Source organism: Zobellia alginiliquefaciens, assembly GCF_029323795.1.
Lineage (GTDB): Bacteria > Bacteroidota > Bacteroidia > Flavobacteriales > Flavobacteriaceae > Zobellia > Zobellia alginiliquefaciens.
In genome coordinates this window covers 3,881,415-3,908,322 of record NZ_CP119758.1, presented here as the reverse complement: position 1 = coordinate 3,908,322, position 26,908 = coordinate 3,881,415, and the positions used below count along the sequence as shown (strand labels likewise).

Below are 26,908 nucleotides of genomic sequence, written 5' to 3'. Positions count from 1 at the left end.
GCCTATGCACCAGCATCAATAGCCGCTTTTACAGACCCATGTTTTTTAAGTAATTTCTCCGCTTTATCGTAATCAATACCTAAACCTTCGGAAACATAGCGCGCTCCCCTATCCACCAATTTACTATTGCTCAACTGCATATTGACCATCTTGTTGCCTTTTACCCTACCTATCTTTATCATTAAGGCTGTAGAAATCATGTTTAAGGCCAATTTCTGAGAGGTTCCACTTTTCATTCTTGTACTTCCTGTCAAGAATTCAGGACCTACATTTAATTCTATGGGAATATCTACAGCAACCGCCAAAGGAGCCCCTGGATTATTTGTAATACCAGCTGTAAGAAGTCCATTTTTCTTTGCTTCGGCAATACCTCCTAAAACATAAGGGGTGGTTCCGGAAGCAGCAATACCAACTACCACATCAATATCTGTTATATTGTGCTCCATCATATCTTTCCATGCTTGCACACCGTCATCCTCTGCATTTTCAACTGCTTTTCGTATGGCAGTATCACCACCGGCAATTAGGCCAATAACCCTAGTATGTGGCATACCAAAAGTTGGCGGAATTTCAGAAGCGTCCAAAATGCCCAATCTGCCACTAGTTCCTGCTCCAATATAAAATAAGCGACCTCCTTTTTCAAAACGTTCCGCTAGCCCATCTACCAATTTTGTGATTTGTGGAATTGCCGCAGCAACGGCATCAGCCACTTTTTGGTCCTCTTCATTCATTTTTTGAAGTAAGGTAGTGGTATCCATCTTTTCTAAATGGTTGTGGTTAGATGGTGTTTCGGTTATTTTGGAATACTGCATACTACTTAAAGGATTCTAATATCGTGGTTTCTAAATGAGTTTAAAAGGTCGTTCTCTGGTTCTAACTCCGTTATTAGGGTATTAATTGCATTAATATCACATGTTTTATAGCGATGTTGCGAATTGAGTTTTTCTGAGATGGACAAAAGTACCGTTTTTTTTGAGCATTTAATTACGGCTTTCTTCACTTGCACAATATCCCAATCAAATTCTGTTAACCCAAAATATGAGTCCACATAACCGGTTCCAATAAAACTATAGTCTACTTTTATTTCCGCTAAATTGTGAATGGCATTGGCACCAATAGCGGTCTGTGATTCCCCTGAAACCTGCCCGCCAACCATTATAACGGTCACATTGGGTTTTGTAAGCAACTCCATCGCTACCGGTAGACTGTGTGTAAAACAGGTTACTTCTATATGTTCGGGTATCAACTGCGCCAACTCTAGACAGGTAGTTCCTCCATCAACAAAAATCACACTACCATCTTTTATAAGGGCCAATGCTTTCTCTGCTATTCTAATTTTGTCCTTCTGTTTATATATATTACTGTTACGTGTACTATTCGTAGTAAAACCCAGAGATATGGCTCCGCCGTGAACACGCCGCAACTTTTTTTCGGCATCTAGCTCCTTAACATCCCTTCTAATAGTATCAATAGAAACATCTAAAGTATCGGCTATATCGGTCAAGAGAATCCTATTATGCAGTTCCACTTCGTTAAGAATAGTCTGCTGCCGCTCTTCTTTTAACATTATCGCTTAAATTAAATTCATCAACAAAGATAGCAAAATATGAGAATTGCCGTTTTATTCTAGACTAAAGTTAAATTATCATTAATAATTGCAAAAAACAGCATCTTAAAAACGCATAAAACAGCAAAAATGGATTTCGTTTGCATATATTTGCCGTATTGAAACAAACACAACGCACACAAAATAGCAGCTAATATGAAAACAATTCTAGAAAAAAATAGGGCCGATATTAAGTACAGGCCCGTAGGTCAATTTGAAGAAACCCGCTTTGAGAAGATTCACAACGTGATATTCTCTGACTCTTACCAGGCTTCTATTAAAGTTGCCGAAGAGATTGCTACGCTCATCAGAAAGAAACAAGCTGCTAATAAGAATTGTGTGTTAGGCCTAGCTACCGGATCGTCTCCCATAAAAGTGTATGAGGAACTCGTTAGAATGCACAACGAAGAAGGCCTTAGCTTTCACAACGTAGTAACCTTTAATCTAGACGAATACCTTCCAATGGAAAAGGAAAACCGTCAAAGTTACTGGTATTTTATGCATGAGCACCTTTTCAATCATGTGAATATTGCACCTGAAAACATCCATATTCCCGATGGTACTATACCAAGCGAAAAAGTGATTGAATATTGTATTGCCTACGACGATAAAATCAAAAAAAATGGTGGGCTGGATTTTCAACTTCTAGGTATTGGCCGTACGGGTCACGTGGGGTTCAACGAACCGGGATCACATTACAATTCCGGTACACGGGTTATTACATTGGACCATATTACCATAGTTGATGCGGCACCTGCCTTTTTAGGAATAGACAATGTACCTAGAAAAGCGATTACCATGGGTATTGCCACGGTTATGAGCGCCAAACGGATAGTCCTTTTAGGATGGGGTGAAAACAAAGCTAGCATTATTAAAAAAACAGTTGAAGGAGAGATTTCCCCTCAAGTTCCGGCTACGTATTTACAAAACCACAAAAACTGTACGTTCGTTTTAGATACCGGTGCCGGGAGCCAATTAACACGTAACAAAACTCCTTGGCTCGTAGATGAGTCTTTAGAGTGGACAGAGAGTTTAAGCTCCAAGGCAATCGTCTGGCTTTGTAAAGAAACCAATAAATCTATCCTGAGCTTAACCGATAAGGATTACAATGACAATGGTATGTCCGGGTTGCTTGCCATGGAAGATTCCTATGACCTGAACATTAAAATGTTCAACAAACTACAACATACTATTACGGGCTGGCCGGGAGGAAAACCAAACGCTGACGATTCTAGCCGTCCCGAGCGCGCAGAACCTGCAAAAAAACGGGTGATCATTTTTAGCCCTCACCCTGATGATGATGTAATTTCAATGGGTGGGACCTTTGATAGGCTTATAGAACAAGGGCATGACGTTCATGTAGTGTACCAAACTTCCGGTAATATTGCCGTTTCGGATACTGACGCTATGCGATATGCCGAAATATCAAAGCGAATAGCACCCTCAGAGGCCGCTCAAAAGATAATCGATACGATTAAAGAGAAGAAAGACAGTAGTTTTGATTCTCTAGAAGTAAGAAAATTAAAGGGGAATATAAGACGAGGTGAATCTTACGCAGCCGTTCGCTATTTAGGTTTGGACGATTCAAATGTTTACTTTCTAGACCTTCCGTTTTACGAAACCGGAACCATCAAAAAGAACAACCTTTCCGAGACGGATATAAAAATTATGATGGACATTATTTCCGAAATAAAACCACATCAGATTTTTGCTGCAGGAGATTTGGCAGACCCACACGGAACTCACAAAGTGTGTCTTGATGCAGTTTTTGAAGCAATGAGAAGGCTAAAACCTGAACCGTTCATGGACGATTGTTGGTTGTGGCTTTACAGAGGTGCGTGGCACGAATGGGATGTTGATGAAATTGAAATGGCCGTACCAATGAGTCCTAGTCAAGTTCTCAAAAAACGTTATGCTATTTTCTGCCATCAGTCTCAAAAAGACGGGGTTATGTTCCAAGGTGATGACTCTAGAGAATTCTGGATGCGCGCCGAAGAACGAAATAAAAATACCGCCGAGAGATACCGTGCCCTTGGGCTTTCACATTACGCGGCCATGGAAGCTTTTGTACGGTACAGATTCTAATTAGCCTTATAAACAAAGGCCTGTTACGTAAAATTAACAGGCCTCTGTTATTTCTAGAAAACAAAAATCATCCTTCCCAGACATGTTAAAAAAATCTGGAACAAGGGTTGATTTCTACACAAGATACTCTTAAAAATAGTAGCTTTAAACCACTTTTAAATTTCAAGCTACACATTTCACTTCATGATAGAAAAAGACAAAGGAGCATGGGTCTGGGTACCCATTCTATATTTTACCCAAGGCCTACCCTACGTTTTAGTTGTAAGCGTATCGGTTATAATGTACAAACAGCTGGGCGTAAGCAATGAAGACATTGGCCTATACACCAGCCTTTTATACTTACCATGGGTTTTAAAACCGCTGTGGAGTCCGTTCGTAGACCTTAAAAGTACCAAAAGAAAATGGTTTTTGTCTATGCAGCTATTAATCACAATAGCTCTTTTTGGGGTCGCACTTACTATTCCAACGAGCCTTTTTTTAACCACTACCTTGGCTTGCTTTTGGATGGCGGCTTTTGCTTCGGCTACCAATGATATTGCTTCAGATGGTTATTATATGCTAGGTTTAACCGAGAAGAAACAATCGTTTTTTGTTGGCATGCGCAGTACTTTTTATAGACTTGCCATGGTTACCGGCGAAGGTCTAATTGTAGTGATGGCGGGGTTCCTAGAAAATAAATACGGAGACAATTCAAAAGCCTGGAGCCTCACGATGACAGCAGCCGCTTTTCTTATGCTCATCTTAACGGTTTCTAACTTTTTTGCAGCTCCCAAGTATGAAGCTTCAACAGAGGTTATCAAAGACACCCCAAAAGGTTTTTTTGAAGTATTCGCTTCCTTTTTCAAAAAACCGGGAATAGGCATTGCTCTAGCCTTTATTTTAACCTACCGTCTTGGTGAATCTCAATTGGTAAAAATGGCCGCTCCTTTTTTATTGGACGCTCCGGACCAAGGTGGTTTAGGCTATTCAACTGAACAATTAGGAACTATTTTTGGCACCGCTGGCGTTATATTCCTTTCTATTGGAGGGATTCTTGGAGGTATTTTAATATCTCGTGATGGACTTAAAAAATGGATGTTACCTATGGTGATATCCTTAAACCTACCCAATGTACTCTACGCTGTTTTAGCCATGACCAAAACTACAAGCGTTTATGCCGTTACAGGAACCGTAATACTTGAGAAATTTGGTTACGGATTTGGCTTCGCCGCCTTTTTAATGTACCTCATTTACATCTCCGAAGGGAAGTCCAAAACCTCTCACTACGCCATTGCAACCGGGTTTATGGCACTGGGGATGATGCTCCCGGGAATGATCAGTGGCTTTATGCAACAATGGTTAGGATACGGAGGGTTCTTTGTGTGGGTGGTTATTGCTGCACTACCCGCTCTATTTCTAGTGAAATTTATAAAATACCCCGCAGATTTCGGGAAAAAATCAACCAAATTAGATGCCTAAGATAGCACCATATACCCAAGCCGAGCAAACATTAAGCTTAGCCGAAAAAGTAGGGCAACTCTTCATGCCTGCCGCGTTCATCAATGACACTGAAGAAGAAATTCAGCAATTGGAAAAACTGATCAAAGAACACCATATTGGCTCTTTGTGCTTTTTCCATAGTAGGGCCAGTGCGGCGACTAATTTTGAAGGAAAGAAAAAAGTGGTTTCTAACGCAAAGAGTTTTGAAACATTACAAAATCTAATCGCCCGTTATCAAAAAGCAGCTAAATATCCATTACTCATTGCGATTGATGCGGAATGGGGACTGGCCATGCGTATTGAAAAAACACCTCAATATCCATATGCCATTACACTAGGAGCACTACCGGATGCACACAATGATTTGATTTATGAAGTAGGAAAAAGTATTGCAAAAGACTGCAAAGCTGCTGGAATTCATTGGAATCTTTCACCTTGTGTAGACATCAATAATAACCCAAATAACCCCGTTATTGGCTATCGTTCTTTTGGAGAGGACAGAGTAAAAGTTGCTCAAAAAGCCATGGCCTACATCCATGGCACCCGCTCTGAGGGAATATTAACAAGTATTAAGCATTTTCCCGGTCATGGAGATACGGCAACAGATTCACATTTGGGACTGCCCCTAATAAACAAGACCAAAGAAGAGTTGACCAATAATGAACTATATCCATTTCAACAACTAATTTTAGAAGGTGTAGATTCCGTTATGGCGGGACATTTATCCGTTCCTGCTCTAGCAAACGAAACGGATACACCTTCGAGCATATCAAAAGATATTATAAAAGGAGTTCTTAGAACAGAAATGGGATATAAGGGAGTGGTTATTTCCGATGCACTGAACATGCATGCAGTTTCAAAAAACTTTCCAACAAAAGGAGAGTTGGAATGGCTTGCTTTTGATGCTGGAAATGATGTGCTTTGTTTTGCTGAACATGTTAAAGAAGGCATAGATACCATCTTGAAAAATAGTTCCGAAACACAGATACAAGAGAGTTTTAATCGTTTTTGGAGATTAAAAGAAAAAGCGATTGCGTCCACAAAAATTTCAAGTACCACCTTAACAAATCCTGATGTATTAAACACAGAAATAGCCCAGCAAAGTATTACACTATACCAAGGCACAAATGAGGTAATTACCGAATTTAATACAGGAGCATTTACAGGTGTACAACTACCGTTGTATCATGAAAATCGGTTTTTTAACTCGATTAAAAAACACAAAAAATTCAACGTAGTATCAGATAAAACCCTTACTGAGGAAAGTGACAAAAATTTTCTTTTAGCGATTTTTCCACCTCAAATAAAACCTACTAACAACTTCGGTTTTACTCAAGACGAACTGGCTTTCATCAATGAAATTATAGCTAAAAAAAATGTGATTCTTTACCTATTTGGAAATCCCTATGTACTAAACCATATCAATGTTGAAAATGCTAAGGCAGTGGTTATCGCATATCAAAATTTAATATCGTTTCAAGAAGTCGCAGCAAATCATTTTTTAGGTAATTTAGAAGTACAAGGAAAACTACCCGTAACCATTTAAACTATGACAACATATAAAATTTTAGGGCTTATGTCCGGCACCTCATTAGATGGGTTGGACCTGGCCTATTGCACTATTTGGCAGGAAGGGCATACCTGGCAATTTGGTATTAAAAAAACCAAAAGTGTTTCATACTCCGCTGAAATGCAAAGCCAATTAAAAGACGCCATTCTTTTGCCCGCAGACTCACTTTTAAAACTAAATAATACATACGGCACCTGGCTGGGTGAGCAATGTAACTTATTTATTGAAGATAATGGCCTAGAGGTAGACTACATAGCTAGTCATGGTCATACAACGCACCACCAACCAGAAAACGGACTTACCTATCAGATTGGTAGTGGGCAACATTTAGCCAATGCAAGCAAGCAAAAAGTAGTATCTGATTTTCGTACGAATGATGTTGCCCTGGGTGGTCAAGGAGCACCTCTTGTCCCCATTGGAGACCGACTGTTTTTCAACAAATATGATTTCTGTTTAAATTTAGGAGGCATAAGTAATATCTCCTTTGAGCATAACGGGAGTCGGGTTGCCTATGATATTGGTCTCGCCAACATGATTTTAAATTACATTACCCGAAAAAACGACTTGGATTATGATGCGGGCGGAAATCTTGCAAAAAACGGCAAAATAAATACCGTAATGCTCCAAAAGCTAAATGCACTTGAGTTTTATAAGCTTCCTTTTCCAAAATCGATAGGGTATGAATGGTTTATAGAAGAGGTTGTTCCCATCGTTGAGAGTACAGAAGACAGCATGGAAAACCTATTGTGCACGGGAGTCCATCACATCTGTGAGCAGGTGGCTATTCAAATAAAAGCAAATAAGAAAAAAACCGGAAGTACACTGTTCGTTACCGGCGGAGGTGCATTAAATGACTTTCTTGTAGAAACACTTCAGCAAAAATTAGGTGATTCGGCAAAAGTAGTTGTTCCCTCTAAACAGTTGATCGAGTTCAAAGAGGCTTTGGTCTTTGCTCTAATGGGTGTTCTGAGAATAGAAAAAAAGATAAATGTTTTAAGTTCAGTTACCGGAGCAAAAAGAGACTCCTCTTGTGGCGTTCTTTTTTTGCCCAGCTAAAAACCCCTGCTTTATTTGAGTGAAGTACTTCAGGACAAGACCATGAGGCATTAAAATGATACAATTTGAATTCTAGGAAAGCCTAGGAGTATTTAATCTCTATTTATCGAGTAAAAATCATTATTTTCAACATCACAATCTAAATTCCTAAAAATGTCTGAAAAACAAGAACACGCATCTGCCTACTGGAAAGAAAATATAAAATATCTATTTATTTTACTGGCCATTTGGTTTGCGGTTTCTTACGGTGCGGGCATCTTGTTCAAAGAATCTTTAAATGAAATAAAAATTGGCGGATTTGAACTAGGTTTCTGGTTTGCTCAACAAGGTTCTATCTATGTTTTTGTCATCCTCATTTTTGTCTATGTACGGCTCATGAACAAATTGGATAAAAAATATGGATTCAACGAATAAATAGCAACCTAACCAACCCGATTATGACAGTTCAAACCTGGACGTACCTTTTAGTAGGACTCACATTTACCCTGTATATAGGCATTGCCATTTGGTCTAGAGCCGGATCAACAAAAGAATTTTATGTTGCCGGTGGTGGAGTATCCCCTTTGGCCAATGGTATGGCTACAGCCGCAGATTGGATGTCCGCCGCATCATTTATCTCCATGGCCGGCATTATTTCCTTTGCAGGTTATGATGGGTCCGTATATTTAATGGGGTGGACCGGTGGCTATGTACTGCTAGCACTACTCTTAGCCCCCTACCTCCGAAAATTCGGGAAATTTACGGTACCGGATTTTATCGGTGACCGCTATTACTCAAAGACTGCAAGAATCGTTGCGGTTATCTGTGCCTTAATTGTTTCGTTTACCTATGTAGCCGGACAAATGCGGGGCGTTGGGGTTGTATTTTCTAGGTTTCTTGAAGTAGACATCAATACAGGAGTAATCATAGGAATGGTTATCGTGCTGTTTTATGCTGTTTTAGGCGGAATGAAAGGTATCACCTATACGCAAGTAGCCCAATACTGTGTTTTAATATTCGCCTTTATGGTTCCAGCTATTTTTATATCCATTCAAATGACCGGAAACCCTATTCCACAATTGGGCATGGGCGCTAAATTGAACGATGGCTCCGGTATGTATTTACTGGATAAACTAAACGGCCTTTCCACCGAACTGGGTTTTGCTGAATACACCGAAGGAAAAAAATCCACAATAGATATTTTTATGATTACGCTGGCCTTAATGGTGGGTACGGCAGGATTACCTCATGTAATCGTTCGTTTTTTTACTGTAAAGCGCGTGAAGGATGCCCGAAAATCCGCTGGGCTCGCCCTGCTGTTAATAGCTATTCTTTACACCACGGCACCGGCTGTGGCCGTATTTGCTAGAACCAATATGATTAAAACGGTCAGCAATCAAGAATACGCCAAAATGCCTGAATGGATCACAAACTGGGAAACCACAGGGCTGTTAAATTTTACCGATAAAAATGGAGATGGAAAGATTCAATATGTAGCCGATAAAGCAAAAAATGAACTCATTGTGGACCCAGACATTATGGTTCTGGCAAACCCGGAAATTGCAGATTTGCCTGCGTGGGTAATCGCCCTTGTAGCAGCCGGAAGTTTGGCTGCGGCCCTATCCACTGCTGCAGGACTACTTCTAGTGATTTCCGCATCGGTTTCACATGACTTGATCAAAAAAATAATAGCACCTAGTATTACGGAAAAAGGAGAACTTTGGGCTGCTCGTGGCGCTGCTACCGTAGCAGTTGTAGTTGCCGGCTATTTTGGCATCAACCCTCCTGGGTTTGTAGCAGCAGTGGTTGCCCTAGCTTTTGGTCTCGCAGCGGCTTCTTTCTTTCCCGCAATTGTATTGGGGATTTTTTATAAGAAAATGAATAAAGAAGGGGCTATTGCAGGCATGGTCATTGGTATTTCCTTAATGTTGTTCTATATGCTAAAGTTCAAGTTTGGCCTATTTGATGGAGGAAAGGAAGCTGTAGCCGATCTAGAAAAAGATTGGTGGTTTGGCATATCACCAGAGGGTTTTGGAAGTGTTGCCATGTTCGTGAATTTTATTGTTTCCATCGTCATCATGAAATTCACTCCAGAACCGCCAAAAGAAGTACAGGAAATAGTTGAAGATATTCGCATTCCTACAGGTGCAAAAGAAGCAACAATCCACTAAATTTTATGTAATTTTAGGTATCCTTTAAAAATTACCATTAGATCTTAAAGATAAGTGGTAAATGATTTTTTTTGGATATTAACCATATAATTAAAACAATCAAGGCAGAATGAGTAATTACCACATTAAACATTTAGAAGAATACTACCAAGTATATAGAAAATCCGTTAGAAATCCTGAGGCCTTTTGGGAAGAGATTGCGGAAGAACATTTTGTTTGGCGTAAAAAATGGGACAATGTTTTAAGTTGGGATTTTACTAAGCCTGAAATTAAATGGTTTGAAGGGGCGAAACTCAATATTACCGAAAATTGCATTGATAGACATTTGCCCACACGGGGAGAAAAAACGGCCCTACTTTTTGAACCGAACGACCCTAATGAGGAAGCGCAACATATTACCTACAGAGACTTGCACGAGAGAGTATGCCGCATGGCAAACGTCTTAAAAGACCACGGGGTTCAAAAAGGTGATCGAGTTTGTATCTATCTACCGATGATACCTGAACTTGCTGTTTCCCTTTTGGCCTGTGCAAGAATTGGAGCCATTCATTCCGTTGTTTTTGCAGGGTTTTCATCCAATGCACTTTCCACGCGGATCAACGACTCCGATTGTAAGATTGTACTAACATCGGATGGTTCTTATCGGGGTTCAAAAACAATCGACTTAAAAAGCATTGTAGACAAAGCTTTAGAAGATTGCCCAGGAGTTAAAAATGTGTTAGTTGCAAAACGCATCAACACTGATATACCTATGGAAGAAGGTAGAGATAAATGGTTACAGCCATTGCTTGACGAAGCCTACGCCGATTGCGTTGCGGAAATTATGAATGCGGAAGACCCATTGTTCATACTATACACCTCTGGATCTACAGGAAAACCTAAGGGAATGGTACACACTACAGCGGGCTACATGGTCTATTCGGCATATACTTTTAAAAATGTATTTCAATACAGAGAGGAAGATGTATACTGGTGTACCGCGGATATTGGATGGATAACAGGACACTCGTATATTGTATATGGTCCGTTAGCTAATGGTGCTACTACGGTTATGTTTGAAGGTGTTCCCTCCTACCCAGATTATGGACGTTTTTGGGAAGTTGTAGAAAAGCACAAGGTGAACCAATTTTACACGGCTCCGACCGCCATTAGAGCGTTAGCCAAAGAAAACCTTGAATTTATAGACAAACATGATCTTTCCTCATTAAAGGTATTAGGCTCCGTAGGTGAACCTATCAACGAAGAGGCATGGCACTGGTACAACAACAACGTTGGAAAAACCAATAGCCCAATTGTAGATACTTGGTGGCAAACCGAGACAGGCGGTATTATGATCACCCCTATTCCTTATGTTACACCCACTACGCCAACCTATGCCACTTTACCGTTTATTGGTATACAGCCCGCATTAATGGATGAAGAAGGGAAAGAAATAAAAGGCAATCAGGTATCGGGAAGGTTATGTATTAAATTCCCATGGCCTTCTATCGCGAGAACTATTTGGGGAAATCACGACAGGTACAGAGACACTTATTTTTCCGCCTATAAAGACATGTATTTTACAGGAGATGGTGCATTACGCGACGCTGTTGGCTACTACAGAATTACGGGACGGGTAGATGATGTTATTATTGTTTCAGGGCACAACCTAGGAACAGCGCCAATTGAGGACGCGATCAACGAACATCCAGCGGTTGCGGAAAGCGCTATTGTTGGCTTCCCTCATGATGTAAAAGGAAATGCATTATACGGTTATGTTATTCTGAAAGAATTTGGGGAAACTAGAGATCGTGATAATGTACGAAGAGAAATTAACCAGCAGATTACAGAACATATCGGCCCTATTGCCAAGTTGGATAAAATTCAGTTTGTATCCGGATTGCCCAAAACACGTAGCGGAAAGATTATGCGCCGTATTCTTAGAAAAATAGCTTCAAAAGACACTTCCAATTTGGGAGATACCAGTACGCTCCTAAATCCAGAAGTGGTTGAAGAGATTATAGAAAATGCTATATAAATCAACATAAAATTCGGGTAGAAGAGACTACTTAATATACCCTTCTACCCGAATTATTTTACTTTCAAAAATTTAAAGACTACTTCGCTCAGCAGTGGCAAGCACCTTTCCTTTGGTTCCCAATAATATGGTCACCAAAGAAAGTACACCACAAATAGTAAGACCTGCAAACATGGGCCAAACCGTATCCTGAACATATCCGCCTATATAATTTGCTATAGGCACGGAAAGAAGGGTTGAAATAAAACCATTTATAGCAGCTCCAATTCCTGCTATATGCCCAATAGGCTCCATAGCTATAGATCTAAAATTTCCCCATAAAAAACCTAAACACAAGAATTGAGCGAATAAAAATGCAACCAGCACTGGCATACCCGGGTTGGGCCTACCCCAAAACATCACCACATAAGACATTGCTATGATACAAAATGCACTCATAGCCGTCAGCGCCAAACGGCGCATACCAAAGCGTATTACCAGCGTACCGTTCAAAAAAGTAGAAAGGCCAATGGAGCAAGCAAGACCTGCAAATATGTAGGGAAAGTTTTCCACCATACCGTATTGATCCTCAAATACATGCTGAGATGAACTTAAGTACACCAAAAAAGCACCCGTTACAAAGCCAGATGCAAATGTAAAAGCAACGGTTTCGCGATATCTAAAAAACTCTTTTGAGCCACTGATAAAAACCGAAGCAGAGAACGGTATTTTAAATTGAGGTTTTAAAGTTTCCGGTTGCCGTTTCCAAAACCAGATACTCACTATAAAACTGAAAAACAATTGGATGTAAAATATATATTCCCATCCAAAAGCGTCCATAATCCACTTGCCAATGGCTGGAGCCACTACAGGTACCAAAATAAAGAACGCGGTAACAAAAGACATAATTTTTGCCATATAATCGCCTTTATAGGTATCCCTAATTATAGAAATAGCTATGGTACGTGGTGCTGACAGGCCAATACCTTGTAGAATACGACCTACAATCATTATTTCCAATGTAGGTGCTAATACACATATTACGCTTGCAACAGCAAAAAGCGAGAAACCAATGTAAACTACAGGCTTCCTGCCGTAACTATCGGACAAGGGTCCAAAAAACAATTGTCCCACGCCAAGACCTAGGAAAATCATGGTGATTAACAGCTGATTTTTTATTGGGTCTAAGCTGTTAACGGTAATCCCAATGTTGGACAAAGCAGGCAATAACGCATCTATGGCCAAGGCCACAATAGACATAAGAGAAGCCATTAAGGCTATGAATTCAAAATTGGGTTTTACGTTGTCATTTTGCATGGTACAAAAGTACATATTCAGGTAGAAAAGGGCATTGTTAAAAGTTCCTTTTAGGTATAAGTCCAATAATGCTTCACAAATATGTATTTTTGACAAAAAATTAAATAGCATGCTGATAATTGGAATAGCGGGAGGCACAGGTTGTGGGAAAACTACAGTTGTAAATCAGATCATAGACTCGCTACCAGAAGGTGAAGTTGGAGTTATCTCGCAAGATTCTTACTATAACGACCTCTCCGAAATGCCATTGGAGGAAAGAAGAAAGACAAATTTTGACCATCCAAAATCCATTGATTTTGATTTACTTGAAGAGCATTTGAAGCTTCTAAAAGCAGGACATTCCATTAAACAGCCGGTATATTCTTTTTTAGAATGCAACCGCACGGGAAAAACGGTGCCTGTTCACCCCACTAAAGTGCTTATTGTAGAAGGTATTCTTATTCTGACCAATTCCCTACTTCGCAAAATGATGGACATTAAAATATTTGTTCATGCAGATTCTGATGAAAGATTGATTAGAAGGTTAAAAAGAGACGTAAACGAAAGAGGCTGGAACCTAGATGAAACCTTAGATAAATATCAGTCTAACATAAAACCCATGCATCTTCAGTTTATAGAACCTACTAAAGAATATGCAGATATTATCATTCCCAACAATAAATATAATACAGTGGCAGTTGATATTGTAAGAACAATCATCAACGAGAAACTGGTATAGAGAGATGGGATTCAAAGATTTGAAAAAGAAAAAATGGTTTAGCATACTTACCAATATGTACGTGTTGGTGCTGACCGTATTTGTTATATGGATGTTATTTTTTGACACCAATTCCTTATTAATTCATCTAGAACTCAAAAAAGAAATCCAAAAACTGGAGAAACAACAGGAATTCCTAAAGGATGAAATTGCTAATGACAAGAAGATCCTAGAGAAATTATCCGATCCAGAGGAGTTGGAAAAGTTTGCGAGAGAACAGTATTTTCTCAAAAAAAAGAATGAAGAAATTTACCTAATAGAGTATGAGGATAGCCTAAAAATCAAAGAAAAAAAGTGAGATCAGCATTGCTTTTCCCATAGTCATCTTAAGAATGTTAATAACATCCGTGGTTTTTATTAAGAAATTACTTTTCTGACAATTTCTGTTTAGCAAACGATAAAACACCTGTTAAAACAAGAAATTGAAAGTTTACATAAAAAACAGTAACCATCTAAAAACAAGTAATTTAATCCAATAAAAACCCTTAAAATCAAAAGTTGTTTGAATTTTCACTTCTAAATACCCCTTCCAATCCAGCTTCCAATTTTCAGCAGCAAATCTCCGTTTAGAAACATTATATTTCAAAAAAAGACACTTTCAGTTAACGAACTTTAACGCAAAAGGCCACACTTATTCACTTTGTGTTAACAAAATGGTTTCAATAGCATTGTAAATAATCGTATTTTTACCCCCTAACTCAGACTGATAATGGGCAAGATTATTGCTATTGCGAATCAAAAGGGAGGAGTGGGCAAAACCACTACAACAGTTAATTTGGCAGCTTCTTTAGGTGTTTTGGAGAAGAAAGTATTGCTAATAGATGCGGATCCACAGGCCAATGCTACTTCAGGTTTAGGCATTGATGTAGAAAGTGTTGAATATGGTACGTATCAACTTCTTGAGCATACTAAAAATGCCAAGGAAGCGATTATTAGCACTGACTCCCCCAACTTAGACTTAATTCCTGCACACATTGACCTGGTAGCCATTGAAATTGAATTGGTGGACAAGGATCAACGGGAATATATGATGAAGAAAGCAATATCTGACCTTAGGGACAGCTATGATTATATTTTAATTGATTGCGCACCTTCTTTGGGTCTACTTACTTTGAACGCCCTTACTGCGGCAGACTCGGTAATTATACCAATACAATGTGAATACTTTGCTTTGGAAGGCCTTGGAAAACTACTGAACACCATTAAAAGTGTTCAGAAAATACACAACGCCAACCTAGATATTGAAGGCATGTTATTGACCATGTACGATTCTCGTTTAAGACTTTCAAACCAAGTAGTAGAAGAAGTACGCAAGCACTTTGTAGATATGGTTTTCGATACTATAATTCAGCGTAACGTAAGGTTAAGCGAGGCACCTAGTTATGGGGAAAGCATTATAAAGTATGATGCAAGCAGCAAAGGCGCTACTAATTACTTGAACCTGGCCCATGAAGTCGTCAAGAAAAACAAAGAGATAGCTTAATGGCGAAAGCAACAAAAAAACAAGCACTAGGCCGCGGACTCTCCGCTTTATTAAAAGACCCTGAAAACGACATTCAATCTGCTGCAGACAAGAATGCGGACAAAGTGGTCGGAAATATTGTAGAGCTGGATATTGAGTCTATTGAAATGAACCCTTTTCAGCCGCGTTCTAATTTCAATGATGAGGCGCTTCAGGAATTGGCCACTTCAATTAGTCAATTAGGTGTTATACAACCTATAACGGTTCGTAAATTAGATTTCAATAAATATCAACTGGTTTCTGGTGAACGAAGATGCCGTGCTTCCAAACTGGCAGGTCTCACCACTATACCAGCATATATACGTATTGCGGATGATCAAGAATCATTGGAAATGGCCTTGGTGGAGAATATCCAACGCCAAGACCTAGATCCAATTGAAATTGCGCTGTCTTACCAAAGGTTGCTTGATGAAATTCAACTTACCCAAGAAAAACTTAGTGATCGTGTAGGTAAAAAACGCTCTACCATTACCAATTACCTGCGTCTCTTACGTCTAGACCCTATTATCCAAACAGGTATTAGAGATGGCTTTTTAAGCATGGGACATGGTCGTGCACTGGTAAATATTGAAAAGAAGAGTGACCAGATAGATCTATACGAAAAAATTATAGGCCAGAATCTTTCTGTACGTGATACGGAACGTGCCGTAAAAGCTTATCATGAAGGTAGTTCCCCTGAAAAACCTGCAAAAAAGGCTCCAAAAACCCCGGAATTTGCAAAGGGAAATATTAAACCCTTTACCGACCATCTTTCGGTAAAAGTAGATATTTCCGCTACAGAAAAAGGGAATGGAAAAATAACTATTCCGTTTCATTCTCAGGAAGAGTTCAAACGAATAAAAAAATTGATCCTAGGTGAGTAAATCCCTCCTAACCCTTGTTTTCATTACTCTTTTTACATTAACTGCTACTGCACAGGAAGAAACAGCTAAAGGTAAAGAGGTAGATTCACTCCAAACTGATTTAGCGGAAGAGGGAATTATAGTAGTGGATACGCTGAAAAAGAAAAAGGTTAGAATCAACCCGCTTGCCCCAAGCAAAGCGGCTTTTTATTCTGCTGTTTTACCTGGTTTAGGTCAGATTTACAATAAGCGGTATTGGAAAGTGCCAATAGTTTATGGAGCAATTGGTGCCGCTGTGTATGGGTATACTTGGAATAACAATAATTATCAACGTGTACGAACGGCTTTTAAAAGAAGAAGGGCCGGTTTTACCGATGATGAATTCTATGACCCTAACAATACCGGAAGTGGGCCGCTTTTAGGTTTAGACGATTTACAGAGTCAACAAGAACGTTTTCAAAATGATCGAGATTTGTTGTTACTTGTATCCATTGCATTATATGCTTTAAATATTGTAGATGCCAATGTAGATGCACATTTAAAACAATTCAATATTGATGACGATTTAAGCTTTGATATGGAACCGTTTCTAGATTTGGACCCCATAACCAACAACCCTAGTTACGGGATGGCCCTGATTATAAAATTTTAAACACAAATAACTGATTTTAAGGAGACTAAATTCAGTTGTCAAAATAATTACATACCTTGAAAATAGCACTATTCGGATACGGAAAAATGGGTAAGATGATTGAGAAAATCGCCCAAAGCAGAAACCACACTATTGTTGCAAAGATTGATGTTGATGCGGTTGATATTGATTTCTCCGAAATGGATGTCGCTATTGATTTTAGCATGCCAAGTGCCGCATTTGGCAACCTTACCAAATGTTTTGAACACGGCGTACCCGTGATTTCGGGAACAACAGGTTGGTTAGATAAATATGATGAAGCCGTCGCCTTGTGCAAGGAAAACAAAGGAGCCTTTATTTATGCATCCAATTTCAGCTTGGGGGTTAACGTATTTTTTGAACTTAACGAATATTTGGCCAAAATGATGAAAACCTTAGACCAGTACAAGGTATCTATGGAAGAAATTCATCATACCCAGAAGTTAGACGAACCCAGCGGTACGGCTATTACTTTAGCGGAAGGCATAATCAAAAACACGGATTATAAAGCTTGGAAACTTGAAAATGCGCCTGCGGGGGAAATTCCGATCGTATCAAAAAGAATTGGCACAACGCCTGGTACGCATAGCATTGATTATAGTAGCGAGGTTGATTCTATAGAAATTAAGCATACCGCCCATAACAGAGAAGGATTTGCCCTTGGCGCTGTTATTGCAGCTGAATGGATTGTAGGAAAAACTGGTGTTTTCACTATGAAAGATGTGTTAAACCTTGGTTAACGGATATAATAATTGAACAAGAATTAGGCTTATTTGCAATAGAAGCACTAGATTTCAATGCTTTAAGAATTTAAATAGGAGCATTTTTACAATATAAAATACACAAATGGACGCAACACAGTGGTTACTTTTTATTCTGATTATTCAGATAATCCATTTTGCAGGAACCTGGAAACTTTACGTAAAAGCAGGTAGAAAAGCTTGGGAAGCTGCTATTCCCGTATACAATGCTATAGTCTTAATGCAAATTATCAATCGCCCAAAATGGTGGACGATACTTTTGTTTATTCCAATTATCAATCTATTAATGTTTCCGATTATATGGATTGAAACCATACGCAGCTTTGGACGTAACAGCACTGCAGATACATGGTTGGTAATACTTACTTTAGGCTTTTACATCTATTATGTAAACTATGCTTTGGATGTCAAATATATTGAAGACCGAAGCCTTCAACCAAGAACGGCGACAGGAGAATGGGTAAGCTCAATAGCCTTTGCAGTTATCGCCGCAACCCTTGTTCATACCTATTTTATTCAACCTTACGTAATTCCGACACCTTCGTTGGAACGAACACTGCGTGTTGGTGATTTGTTGTTTGTTAGCAAGTTTCATTACGGAGCCAGAACCCCCATGACTACCATTGCAGCTCCAATGGTACATGACACACTGCCCCTTGTTCATACCAAATCATATCTATCAAAACCACAGCTTCCGTATTTCAGGCTTCCAGGTTTTACCAAAGTAGACCGGAATGACATTGTTGTTTTCAGCTGGCCTGCGGATACGGTGCGTCAGTTTTTCAAAAGAGAAAAAGGAGTTATAAAACCTATTGACAAAAAATCGAATTACGTAAAACGTTGCGTAGGTATTCCAGGGGATTCATTGGCTGTTAAAGATGGCTATGTTTATATCAACGGGAAACAATTGGAACTTTCGGATAGGGCTAAATTACAATTTGATTACGCCTTGTATTCCAGCAAAGGAGTTTCTTCCACCATGCTAGAAAAAGTGGATGCTACAGGATGGAATAGAAAGTATATCATCAATTCACTGAACCAACAGCAACTGAACAGTATCCAAAAATATGTAAAAGGCTACAGGCAACGAAATGATGGTAAGTTAGAAGTCTATACAAATGAAGGCGGTATTCCTATTTCTGTAGCCCGCAAAAATTCCATTTCCCTAGCCGAAGAAACAGGTCTTGAGCGTATTGCCCCCTTAACGGATGAAATGGTGGCGGAACTTAAAAAAGAGCCTTCCTTGGATTCTATCGTAAGGATAGTAGAGAAAAAAGGCGTTCCCGGAGGTAACATATTCCCTCAGAACCCAGATTACCCATGGAATTACGACCAGATGGGCACCATTTATATTCCAGAAAAAGGAGCCACAGTACCGCTAAATCTAAAGGTATTACCGCTCTACAAAAAAATTATAAGAGAATATGAAGGCAACACCATTAGTGTATCTGGTAACCAAATAAAAATTAATGGGGAAGTAGCGGACTCATACACCTTTAAACAAGATTATTATTGGATGATGGGTGACAACAGGGACCACTCAGAAGACAGTAGAGCTTGGGGTTACGTACCGGAAAACCACATTGTTGGTACCCCTATTTTTATTTGGCTAAGTGTTGATAATTTCAATGAAGGTATTTTTAACTGGAAACCAAGATGGGATCGTATTTTTACCACGGTAAACGGAAACGGCGAGCCGGTTTCTTATTTTAAATATTTCCTGATAGCCTTGGTTGCTTACTTTGTAGGAAGCTGGTTATGGAACAAGAAGAAAGCCAAGGGATAATTAAGAATCCCACTTCTAAAAATACATTCAAAATGATTGCCTTTGAAAATGCTTTTAATCAGGTAGTACAACATACTCTGGACCTTGGGAATGAAACGGTTGCACTTTTAAACAGTACCGGAAGAATTCTAAGCGAAGACATCAAAGCTGATAGGGATTTCCCGCCGTTCAATCGTTCCACTAAAGATGGCATCGTCATAGCTTTTTCAGCAATCGAAAAAGGAATTACACGTTTCAAAATTGAAGGTGTCCTTAGTGCAGGTATGCCCCAGCAATCGCTATCAACAGAAACCAATTGCCTTGAAATCATGACAGGTGCCGTCCTTCCAAAACAGGCCGATACTATAGTTATGTATGAGGAAACGGAAATTGAGGATGGTTGGGCAACCCTCAAGAATATCCCTAAGAAAGGTCAGAATATTCATGGCCAAGGCAGTGAGGAGCAAAAAGGCGCGATTCTCTTAAAAAAAGGAACAGAAATCACAGCTGCCGCTATAGGCGTACTTGCTTCGGTCGGAAAAAAAGATGTACTGGTAAAAAAGCTTCCTAAAATCTGTGTCGTCTCTACCGGAAACGAACTTGTAGAAATACACGAAACTCCACTACCTCATCAGATTAGGAAATCCAATTCCCTTTCATTGGCAGCTGCACTGGAAAAAGTAAAAATAATACCCACCCTCCTACATATAGCCGATGACAAAAAGACTATAGAAACAGAGCTTGAGAAGGCTTTTTCCAAATATGACGTTGTAATGCTCAGCGGTGGTGTCTCCAAAGGTAAGTTTGATTTTATCCCGGATGCTTTAGCTAATCTTGGTATAGAGAAAATATTTCACCGGGTTGCCCAACGTCCTGGTAAACCTTTCTGGTTCGGAATTCAGAAGGAGAAGCAAAAAGTAGTATTCTCCTTTCCCGGCAATCCTGTTTCCACATTTGCCAATTATCATGTTTACTTTTTACCTTGGTTAAAAAAATCGCTAGGCTTGGAAGTGGAAAAAGAGAGCGTTATTTTAGATGAAGCCATACAACCCCACCCTTCTTTAACCCTTTTCATACAGGTTACCACGCAATGGAAAGAAGGGAAGCTATTAGCAAAAACAATTAAGGGTAACGGGTCGGGAGATTTGGTAAGCTTGGCTCTCGCCGATGGATTTATCCGAGTTCCTCAAGGAGGTGAAGAAATAGCTCAGAATACGGTTTTTGATTTTATTGTGGCCTCCTAATTGTTTATTTCAAATTACTCCTATCTATTTCTTAAATTGGATATTTTTCGTGATACCCAACCATTAATTCTACGATTTTGCTATAACTTTTAATACCATCTTTTTGCTGATTTGCTTTTAAAAAGGTATTAAAGATAGATTTAAAAATAGGTTCAAAAGGATTTATGTACTCCATATTATGCTCATAAAGTTCCCGGTAATTCTCCTGCACTCCAAGATTAACTTTCGCATACAACTCATCAAATTTAGCCTTGTCCGAACGCCGTATCGCACTTAAACAATGACTTAGCGCGTAAGCTGAAGCCGAATATTGAAAATAGCGGTCCTTATTTTTTACGGTTACCAAATACCCAATAAAATTGGTTTCATTCTCTTTAGAGTATCCTACTTGATGTCCAACCTCATGCCCACTTACCACGGGAAACCGAAATACTGGAGTTAGTGCATTTACCTGCGCTTCGTTCGTGAACGGATTTAAGTATCCTCCAATTCCCATATAACTGGCCAATGAACTGAACATTGATTTTTTTAGACTACGATGTTTATATTTTAGCAGGGGCACCTCACCCTCTAATTGCTTGTATCCTTGTTCCGTCTTATCAAAAATTTCATTACCGGTATAGGGTACTTGCACTCTCTTGGTGCTATCCGAGGTCAATTCAAATTGAAGTCGGTTTGTTTTGACAACTAATTTCTCCGCAAGGTCTACCACCTCTTCCGTAGTAACGCTATCCCGGATGGCAAAGTTCTCAGCAATTGGTTTTCTATAATAATTCAATCCCCAAACCAGATTGAAAGTCAAATAAAACACGGACAGGACAACCACTATATTTCGCAAAAATTCAAGAGGTCGTTTTTTAATTTTCAATCGGTTCACATACACATACCTAATACCGAGAACAATGAGTAGTACGTAAATAATTTCACCAACCGAAAAAGGAACCCATCCAAAGAGAATTCTAAAAAACTGACTAATTACCGGGTAGATACCATTACTATAATATGTTTCTACAATTTCCGGGTTACCACCAAGCCAAGCCACTATTAGAATTTGTGGAAGTAGACTTAATGCAATACCATTTCTTAATTTGTTTTTCAATACGCAGCTTTTACTTGAAACAGGCCTACCCAATTAAATGATTTCTCAATTATATAAGGATATAAAGCCAAAATTAACCAAATATCATCCATACCAATTTTTGACTCCGTATTTTTGCAAAAATATAACATCACATGAACGAAGCTATAAGAGAATTACAACCCAAGGAGGTCTGGAATAAATTTGCAGATTTGAATGCCGTACCACGTCCGTCCAAAAAAGAGGAACGTGTTATAGAATTCATGTTAAACTTTGGGAAGTCACTCAATCTTGAAACTTTTAAAGACCATGTGGGCAATGTCATCATAAGAAAGCCCGCAAGTAAAGGTATGGAAGATAGAATTACCGTAACCTTACAGTCGCATTTAGATATGGTACATCAAAAAAACAATGACACTGTTTTTGATTTTGAGAACCAGGGGATTGAGATGTTCATACAAGAAGATTGGGTAAAGGCAAAAGGCACCACCCTTGGTGCGGATAATGGTATGGGAGTGGCGGCTATTATGGCCTTGCTACAAAGTTCTGAGATTACGCATCCAGCTATAGAGGCACTTTTTACTATTGATGAAGAAACCGGAATGACCGGTGCTATGGGACTAGAAGGAGGCGTTCTTAAAGGCGATATTTTATTAAACCTGGATACCGAGGAAGATGACGAATTAGATATAGGTTGTGCCGGCGGTATAGATATTACTGCCACCAGAAGTTATAATGAAAAAACAGCACCTCGTGCAACCACTGCTTATGAAATAAAAGTAAACGGCCTAAAAGGAGGTCACAGCGGCATTGAAATACATAAAGGTCTTGGTAATGCCAACAAGATAATGAACAGGATTCTATATACCGTTTCCAACTCATTTATGCTACGTATTTCTGAAATAGATGGAGGTAGTCTAAGAAATGCTATCCCAAGAGAAAGCGTAGCTAAGATCGTAATACTAAAAACTCAAAGTGATGCTTTTGAGAGTTCCGTAAAAGAACTAACTCAAACCATTCAAAAAGAATTGAGTGTTATTGAACCTAACCTACAAGTGACCCTTGAAACGACAAAATTACCAAAAACAGTGATGGGGCTTGGAGCTCAAGAACGTTTGCTGCAAGGTGTTTATGCCGCACATAACGGGGTTTATGCAATGAGCGCCGCAATACCGGATTTGGTAGAAACGTCTAACAACGTTGCTAGGGTTTTGGTAAAAAATGGAAAGGCCAAAATAGGATGCCTTACCCGTTCTTCCGTTGATTCCGCAAAAATGGATTTAGGTAATGCTTTAAAATCTACATTTGAATTAGCTCGTTTTGATGTTGAATTTAGTGGCACCTACCCTGGGTGGACACCAAATGCAGATTCTAAAATTCTTAAAGTTGCAGAAGAGAAGTACATTACTCTTTTTGGAGAAAAGCCAAAAGTAGCGGCATGCCATGCTGGGTTGGAATGTGGGATTTTAGGTCAAAACTATCCTGAAATGGATATGATAAGTTTTGGTCCTACAATTTTAGGAGCGCACTCACCAGATGAACGCGTGAGTATTTCCTCGGTACAGAAATTCTGGAAATTCCTTTTAAACATCCTAGAAGATATTCCTAAAAAATAATTTAAAAAAAAGGGTTTGCTGTTATAGCAAACCCTTTTTTTTTATTGTTATAAGACTATACTTTCTGTAAGCTAGCTTGTTCTTCACTTTTTGGGTTTGGACCATATTGGTTGTCTCCTTCCTCACTATCCGTACATGCCAAAATAAGATTGTAAATAGGTACAAGTATGAACCATCCGCTTTTACCAACATCATGCATTCTTCGTACACCCACGGCAATACCGGGAATTAATACCCCTAATGAGTAAATAAGCGATAAAAATAGAAGTGCTGGCACATCTATTACTACAGCTACAATTTGTAAACCGTAAGAAATTAAGATGTTGAACAAAAAGAACATCCAATATTCTTTTCTTCTGGCGCGGCCTTCAAATCCGGCATAGTTTTGCAATACTTTTAAGTACCAATTCATAGTTTAAGATTTAGGGTTAACTATTAATGAATGATATAAACGGACAGCATTACATTGTATTATGAATTATTAGATGAACTGCACAAAAAGAGAAAAAAACTCGGTGAACACTAAAAAATAGACTGATCAACCAAGTCTATTGCTATTTTAAACATGCCAAAAATCTTAAATATCCGCATAAAAAAACCCGCAACTTGCGGGTTTTGAATTGTATGTTCTTCTTTATTACTCGGCTATTCCGGTAATTTCAAGATCAAAAACCAAATCTGCACTAGGAGGTATCGGCCCTGTTCCTTGTGGTCCATATCCTAAATGAGAAGGAATAAAGATTCTTACTTTATCTCCAACCTTCATATTTAAAAGACCTTCTTTAAAACCGGCTATTAAACCCGCATCAGGACTATATTCCATGGGTATTGGCTCGTAACCTCCACCTTGCTTTCTTCTTGCATCAAATTTATTATACTTAGTAGCAACATCTTCATAGTTGCTATCAAATAAAGTTCCGTCTTCCAAGAAACCTGCATAATACACAAGTACTTGACTACCTATAGATGGCTTTTCTCCTTCACCTTCTTTTAGTGTTAGTATTTTCAGTCCGCTTGGTAACTCCTTGGCCTCTTGTTTTTGTCCCTCAAGACTAGCTTTAAAGTCGGTTTTCATTTTCTCAAAGGCAGCAATCTTCGCTTCTTCTTCCGCAAAATAATCGCTCATTACCTGAACGGCATCAAACTTTTTAGCTGTTTTTCCATTACGAACGATCTCAACAGTATTCATTACTACATCCACTACCGGTCTATCTTTGGTCATCGGGTCTTGAGAAACCTCTGTAGTAGCTATAGAATCAACTACATCCAAACCTTCAACTACATGACCGAAAACTGTGTGTCTTCCATTTAAAAATGGAGTTTCCTTATGCGTAATAAAAAATTGACTACCATTGGTTTTAGCACCTGAATTTGCCATAGACAAAATTCCTTTTTTATCATGCACCAAAGAGTCATTAAACTCATCTTTAAACTTGTAGCCTGGATTACCACGTCCCGTACCCGTTGGATCCCCTCCTTGAATCATAAAATCCTTAATGACCCTGTGAAAAATAAGTCCGTCATAATATTTCTTCCCTTTTAAGCTATCCGTAACAAATGGGCTATCGCCTTCCGCTAAGGAAATAAAGTTAGCCACCGTAACTGGTGTTTTCTCGTATTCTAATTTAATAATAATATCACCTTTGCTAGTATGGATATCAGCAAATACGCCATCACCTAATTCGGCATATTGACTTTTACAACTAGACAACAAAACCACTAGGGTCAATAAGTAATAGATTTTTTTCATCTTTAAATCCTTTGTTTTTATTTTACTTTTATTGTTTACTGGTAAGCGTTATTCAATTAACTCGTTTTCTTTTTCGATTTTAAAAATAGATAATGTAACCTTAAAGGGTACATTAATACCTATCCTATCATTATCTCCATGATATCCATATCCTAAAGATGAAGGAAACAAAAAAGTAGCTGTTTCCCCTTCTTTTAACATCTTTACACTATTTCTTAAACCTGGGAATAAATCTTGCTTGTCTACTTTATATGTTAACGTACCTATATCATCCGCACTGTAAATAGTATCGTTCCTTAGGCTAACAATATTGTAAGTCATCACCACTAAATCATCTGGCTGTGGGGTATAATTTGCATCTTCGTTCTTTTCGTCATAGTAAAACCATGACCCACTAGCGGAATGTGTATATTCATGCAAAGTATCATTGGCCATTACCTCTTGCATTAACTTTTCTTCTTTTGCCAAAAGTTCTTTACTCCGCTTAACGGATTGCTTAAAAAAACTGCCTGACTTAACTTCAACAGGTCTTCTAGCCTCTGGACCTCCACAGCCCACAAGTGCCATTAAAAAAATAAGACTTAAGATTCTCATGCCTGTAATTGATCTTTATAATTTTCTAAAAGTGACTCAAAATAAACCGCTGTTTCCTCTAGTGACCTATCACTTTTACCACCAGCGGCATTGTTGTGTCCACCGCCATTAAAATAGGTCCTAGCAAATTCATTTACGTTGAAATCCCCTATAGACCTAAAGGATATTTTTATTATTCCTTCTTCTTTATTTTCTATAAAAATAACAGCAAAGATAATACCTTCAAGAGTAAGTCCGTAATTGACAAAACCTTCCGTATCTCCTTTTTGATACTTATAGGTATCGAGTTCATCTTGACTTAACGTTATATAGGTCGTTCTGTACTGATCATGAATAACCATGTTCTTTAGGGCACACCCTAAAAGGTGTAACCTTCCTGGGGTATTCGTATCATAAACACGGTGATGTATCTGCGTGTTCTCGGCACCCCTATCTATTAAATCGGCAATAATACGGTGCGTTCTACCGGTAGTAGACCTAAATTTAAACGAGCCTGTATCCGTCATAATACCCGTATACAGACAATTTGCTATATCTGCCGTTATTTTATCCACATCACCCAAAAACTCAATGAAATTATACACCATTTCACAAGTAGAACTCATTGAAACATCTGAGTACATTATCTTTGCATAATCCGACGGTGCCTGATGATGGTCTATCATTATAAACGGAACTGTCAAATCCTCCAAAACAGCCTGCATTTGACCTATTCTTCCCAAATGATTGAAATCTAACGTAAAAACTACCGTTGCTTCGGCTATCTTCTCCTTAGCTTGACTGTTATGTTTTTCGAAATTCAATATATTCTCGTTGCCGGGCATCCATTTTAAAAACTTAGGATAATCATTGGGCGCGACAATAACGGCCTCTTGCCCCCTATCAAGAAGGTAATGACATAGCGCTAAAGTTGAACCAATGGCATCACCATCAGGGTTTTTATGTGGTACGATTACGATTTTTTGCGGTTGGGAAAGTAGTTGCTTTACCGCTTCTATAGACTCCAAATTCATGCGTGCAAAGATACAATTTAATAACGTAGTCTTTTAC

24 protein-coding genes are annotated in these 26,908 nt (G+C 38.9%); 16 read left to right on the top strand and 8 right to left on the bottom strand.

From position 1 onward, the window contains the following. Nucleotides 1-2 precede the first annotated feature (2 nt). Both P0077_RS16145 and P0077_RS16140 read right to left on the bottom strand, forming a co-directional pair. The gene (locus P0077_RS16145) at nucleotides 3-812 is read right to left on the bottom strand and encodes an N-acetylmuramic acid 6-phosphate etherase (protein ID WP_276166240.1); all 810 of its coding nucleotides are present in this window, start codon (nucleotides 810-812) and stop codon (nucleotides 3-5) included. A 5-nt stretch (nucleotides 813-817) separates the two neighbouring features. Next, the gene (locus P0077_RS16140; RefSeq protein WP_194526818.1) at nucleotides 818-1,567 is read right to left on the bottom strand and encodes a DeoR/GlpR family DNA-binding transcription regulator; all 750 of its coding nucleotides are present in this window, start codon (nucleotides 1,565-1,567) and stop codon (nucleotides 818-820) included. A gap of 195 nt (nucleotides 1,568-1,762) precedes the next feature. Here P0077_RS16140 and nagB point away from each other — a divergent pair, with 195 nt between their 5' ends. From nagB to acs, 7 genes are all read left to right on the top strand, one after another. Next, nucleotides 1,763-3,691: a glucosamine-6-phosphate deaminase gene (gene nagB, locus P0077_RS16135; RefSeq protein ID WP_276166239.1), complete on the top strand. Its 1,929-nt coding sequence runs from the start codon at nucleotides 1,763-1,765 to the stop codon at nucleotides 3,689-3,691. Between the two features lie 183 nt (nucleotides 3,692-3,874). Next, a complete protein-coding gene (locus tag P0077_RS16130) occupies nucleotides 3,875-5,149 on the top strand; it encodes an MFS transporter (RefSeq protein ID WP_276166238.1) in 1,275 nt (424 codons plus the stop codon). Then, the gene (locus P0077_RS16125; RefSeq protein ID WP_276166237.1) at nucleotides 5,142-6,716 is read left to right on the top strand and encodes a glycoside hydrolase family 3 protein; all 1,575 of its coding nucleotides are present in this window, start codon (nucleotides 5,142-5,144) and stop codon (nucleotides 6,714-6,716) included. Before P0077_RS16130 ends, P0077_RS16125 begins: the two co-directional genes overlap by 8 nt. 3 nt (nucleotides 6,717-6,719) lie before the next feature. Then, nucleotides 6,720-7,796 (top strand): anhydro-N-acetylmuramic acid kinase, encoded by a 1,077-nt coding sequence (locus P0077_RS16120; RefSeq protein ID WP_276166236.1) that lies wholly within the window; start codon nucleotides 6,720-6,722, stop codon nucleotides 7,794-7,796. 153 nt (nucleotides 7,797-7,949) lie between these two features. Further along, nucleotides 7,950-8,210, top strand: a complete 261-nt coding sequence (locus tag P0077_RS16115; protein WP_194530209.1) for a DUF4212 domain-containing protein — start codon at nucleotides 7,950-7,952, stop codon at nucleotides 8,208-8,210. A 23-nt stretch (nucleotides 8,211-8,233) separates the two neighbouring features. Continuing rightward, on the top strand, nucleotides 8,234-9,946 hold the full coding sequence (locus tag P0077_RS16110; RefSeq protein ID WP_276166235.1) for a sodium:solute symporter family protein: 1,713 nt from the start codon (nucleotides 8,234-8,236) through the stop codon (nucleotides 9,944-9,946). A gap of 109 nt (nucleotides 9,947-10,055) precedes the next feature. Then, nucleotides 10,056-11,963, top strand: a complete 1,908-nt coding sequence (acs, locus tag P0077_RS16105; RefSeq protein WP_276166234.1) for an acetate--CoA ligase — start codon at nucleotides 10,056-10,058, stop codon at nucleotides 11,961-11,963. A 72-nt stretch (nucleotides 11,964-12,035) separates the two neighbouring features. On the opposite strand, the gene P0077_RS16100 is transcribed toward acs, so the two are convergent. Further along, nucleotides 12,036-13,259 (bottom strand): multidrug effflux MFS transporter, encoded by a 1,224-nt coding sequence (locus tag P0077_RS16100; RefSeq protein ID WP_276169216.1) that lies wholly within the window; start codon nucleotides 13,257-13,259, stop codon nucleotides 12,036-12,038. 109 nt (nucleotides 13,260-13,368) lie between these two features. Between P0077_RS16100 and udk the strand changes: the two genes are divergently transcribed. The 8 genes from udk to P0077_RS16060 all read left to right on the top strand — a co-directional run bounded on the left by udk (nucleotide 13,369) and on the right by P0077_RS16060 (nucleotide 20,820). Further along, nucleotides 13,369-13,977, top strand: a complete 609-nt coding sequence (gene udk, locus P0077_RS16095; RefSeq protein ID WP_194526809.1) for a uridine kinase — start codon at nucleotides 13,369-13,371, stop codon at nucleotides 13,975-13,977. 4 nt (nucleotides 13,978-13,981) lie between these two features. Further along, nucleotides 13,982-14,314: an FtsB family cell division protein gene (locus tag P0077_RS16090; RefSeq protein WP_276166233.1), complete on the top strand. Its 333-nt coding sequence runs from the start codon at nucleotides 13,982-13,984 to the stop codon at nucleotides 14,312-14,314. A gap of 411 nt (nucleotides 14,315-14,725) precedes the next feature. Continuing rightward, on the top strand, nucleotides 14,726-15,499 hold the full coding sequence (locus tag P0077_RS16085) for a ParA family protein (RefSeq protein ID WP_276166232.1): 774 nt from the start codon (nucleotides 14,726-14,728) through the stop codon (nucleotides 15,497-15,499). Next, complete coding sequence (locus P0077_RS16080) at nucleotides 15,499-16,401, top strand: ParB/RepB/Spo0J family partition protein (protein WP_276166231.1); 903 nt, start codon at nucleotides 15,499-15,501, stop codon at nucleotides 16,399-16,401. Before P0077_RS16085 ends, P0077_RS16080 begins: the two co-directional genes overlap by 1 nt. Next, nucleotides 16,394-17,032: a DUF5683 domain-containing protein gene (locus P0077_RS16075; protein ID WP_276166229.1), complete on the top strand. Its 639-nt coding sequence runs from the start codon at nucleotides 16,394-16,396 to the stop codon at nucleotides 17,030-17,032. The genes P0077_RS16080 and P0077_RS16075 overlap by 8 nt, the downstream gene beginning before the upstream one ends. Nucleotides 17,033-17,088: 56 nt before the next feature. Continuing rightward, entirely contained in the window at nucleotides 17,089-17,790 is a 702-nt protein-coding gene (dapB, locus tag P0077_RS16070; protein ID WP_276166228.1) for a 4-hydroxy-tetrahydrodipicolinate reductase, read from the top strand. A 106-nt stretch (nucleotides 17,791-17,896) separates the two neighbouring features. Beyond that, nucleotides 17,897-19,597: a signal peptidase I gene (gene lepB, locus P0077_RS16065; protein ID WP_276166227.1), complete on the top strand. Its 1,701-nt coding sequence runs from the start codon at nucleotides 17,897-17,899 to the stop codon at nucleotides 19,595-19,597. Then, nucleotides 19,570-20,820 carry a molybdopterin molybdotransferase MoeA gene (locus tag P0077_RS16060; RefSeq protein WP_276166226.1) on the top strand — a complete coding sequence of 417 codons (1,251 nt, stop codon included), beginning with the start codon at nucleotides 19,570-19,572 and terminating at the stop codon, nucleotides 20,818-20,820. The genes lepB and P0077_RS16060 overlap by 28 nt, the downstream gene beginning before the upstream one ends. Nucleotides 20,821-20,851: 31 nt before the next feature. Here the strand turns inward: P0077_RS16060 and P0077_RS16055 are convergent, their stop codons facing one another. Next, nucleotides 20,852-21,919, bottom strand: a complete 1,068-nt coding sequence (locus P0077_RS16055) for a DUF3810 domain-containing protein (RefSeq protein ID WP_276166225.1) — start codon at nucleotides 21,917-21,919, stop codon at nucleotides 20,852-20,854. A gap of 134 nt (nucleotides 21,920-22,053) precedes the next feature. Here P0077_RS16055 and P0077_RS16050 point away from each other — a divergent pair, with 134 nt between their 5' ends. Further along, on the top strand, nucleotides 22,054-23,514 hold the full coding sequence (locus tag P0077_RS16050; protein WP_276166224.1) for an aminoacyl-histidine dipeptidase: 1,461 nt from the start codon (nucleotides 22,054-22,056) through the stop codon (nucleotides 23,512-23,514). 55 nt (nucleotides 23,515-23,569) lie between these two features. Here the strand turns inward: P0077_RS16050 and P0077_RS16045 are convergent, their stop codons facing one another. The 4 genes from P0077_RS16045 to P0077_RS16030 form a co-directional block, all read right to left on the bottom strand. Then, nucleotides 23,570-23,926, bottom strand: a complete 357-nt coding sequence (locus P0077_RS16045) for a DUF805 domain-containing protein (RefSeq protein ID WP_276166223.1) — start codon at nucleotides 23,924-23,926, stop codon at nucleotides 23,570-23,572. A gap of 225 nt (nucleotides 23,927-24,151) precedes the next feature. Then, nucleotides 24,152-25,264, bottom strand: a complete 1,113-nt coding sequence (locus P0077_RS16040; RefSeq protein ID WP_276166222.1) for a peptidylprolyl isomerase — start codon at nucleotides 25,262-25,264, stop codon at nucleotides 24,152-24,154. A gap of 48 nt (nucleotides 25,265-25,312) precedes the next feature. Beyond that, complete coding sequence (gene gldI, locus P0077_RS16035) at nucleotides 25,313-25,858, bottom strand: gliding motility-associated peptidyl-prolyl isomerase GldI (RefSeq protein ID WP_276166221.1); 546 nt, start codon at nucleotides 25,856-25,858, stop codon at nucleotides 25,313-25,315. Beyond that, nucleotides 25,855-26,871 carry a DHH family phosphoesterase gene (locus P0077_RS16030; protein WP_276166220.1) on the bottom strand — a complete coding sequence of 339 codons (1,017 nt, stop codon included), beginning with the start codon at nucleotides 26,869-26,871 and terminating at the stop codon, nucleotides 25,855-25,857. The genes gldI and P0077_RS16030 overlap by 4 nt, the downstream gene beginning before the upstream one ends. Between the last annotated feature and the right edge of the window lie 37 nt (nucleotides 26,872-26,908).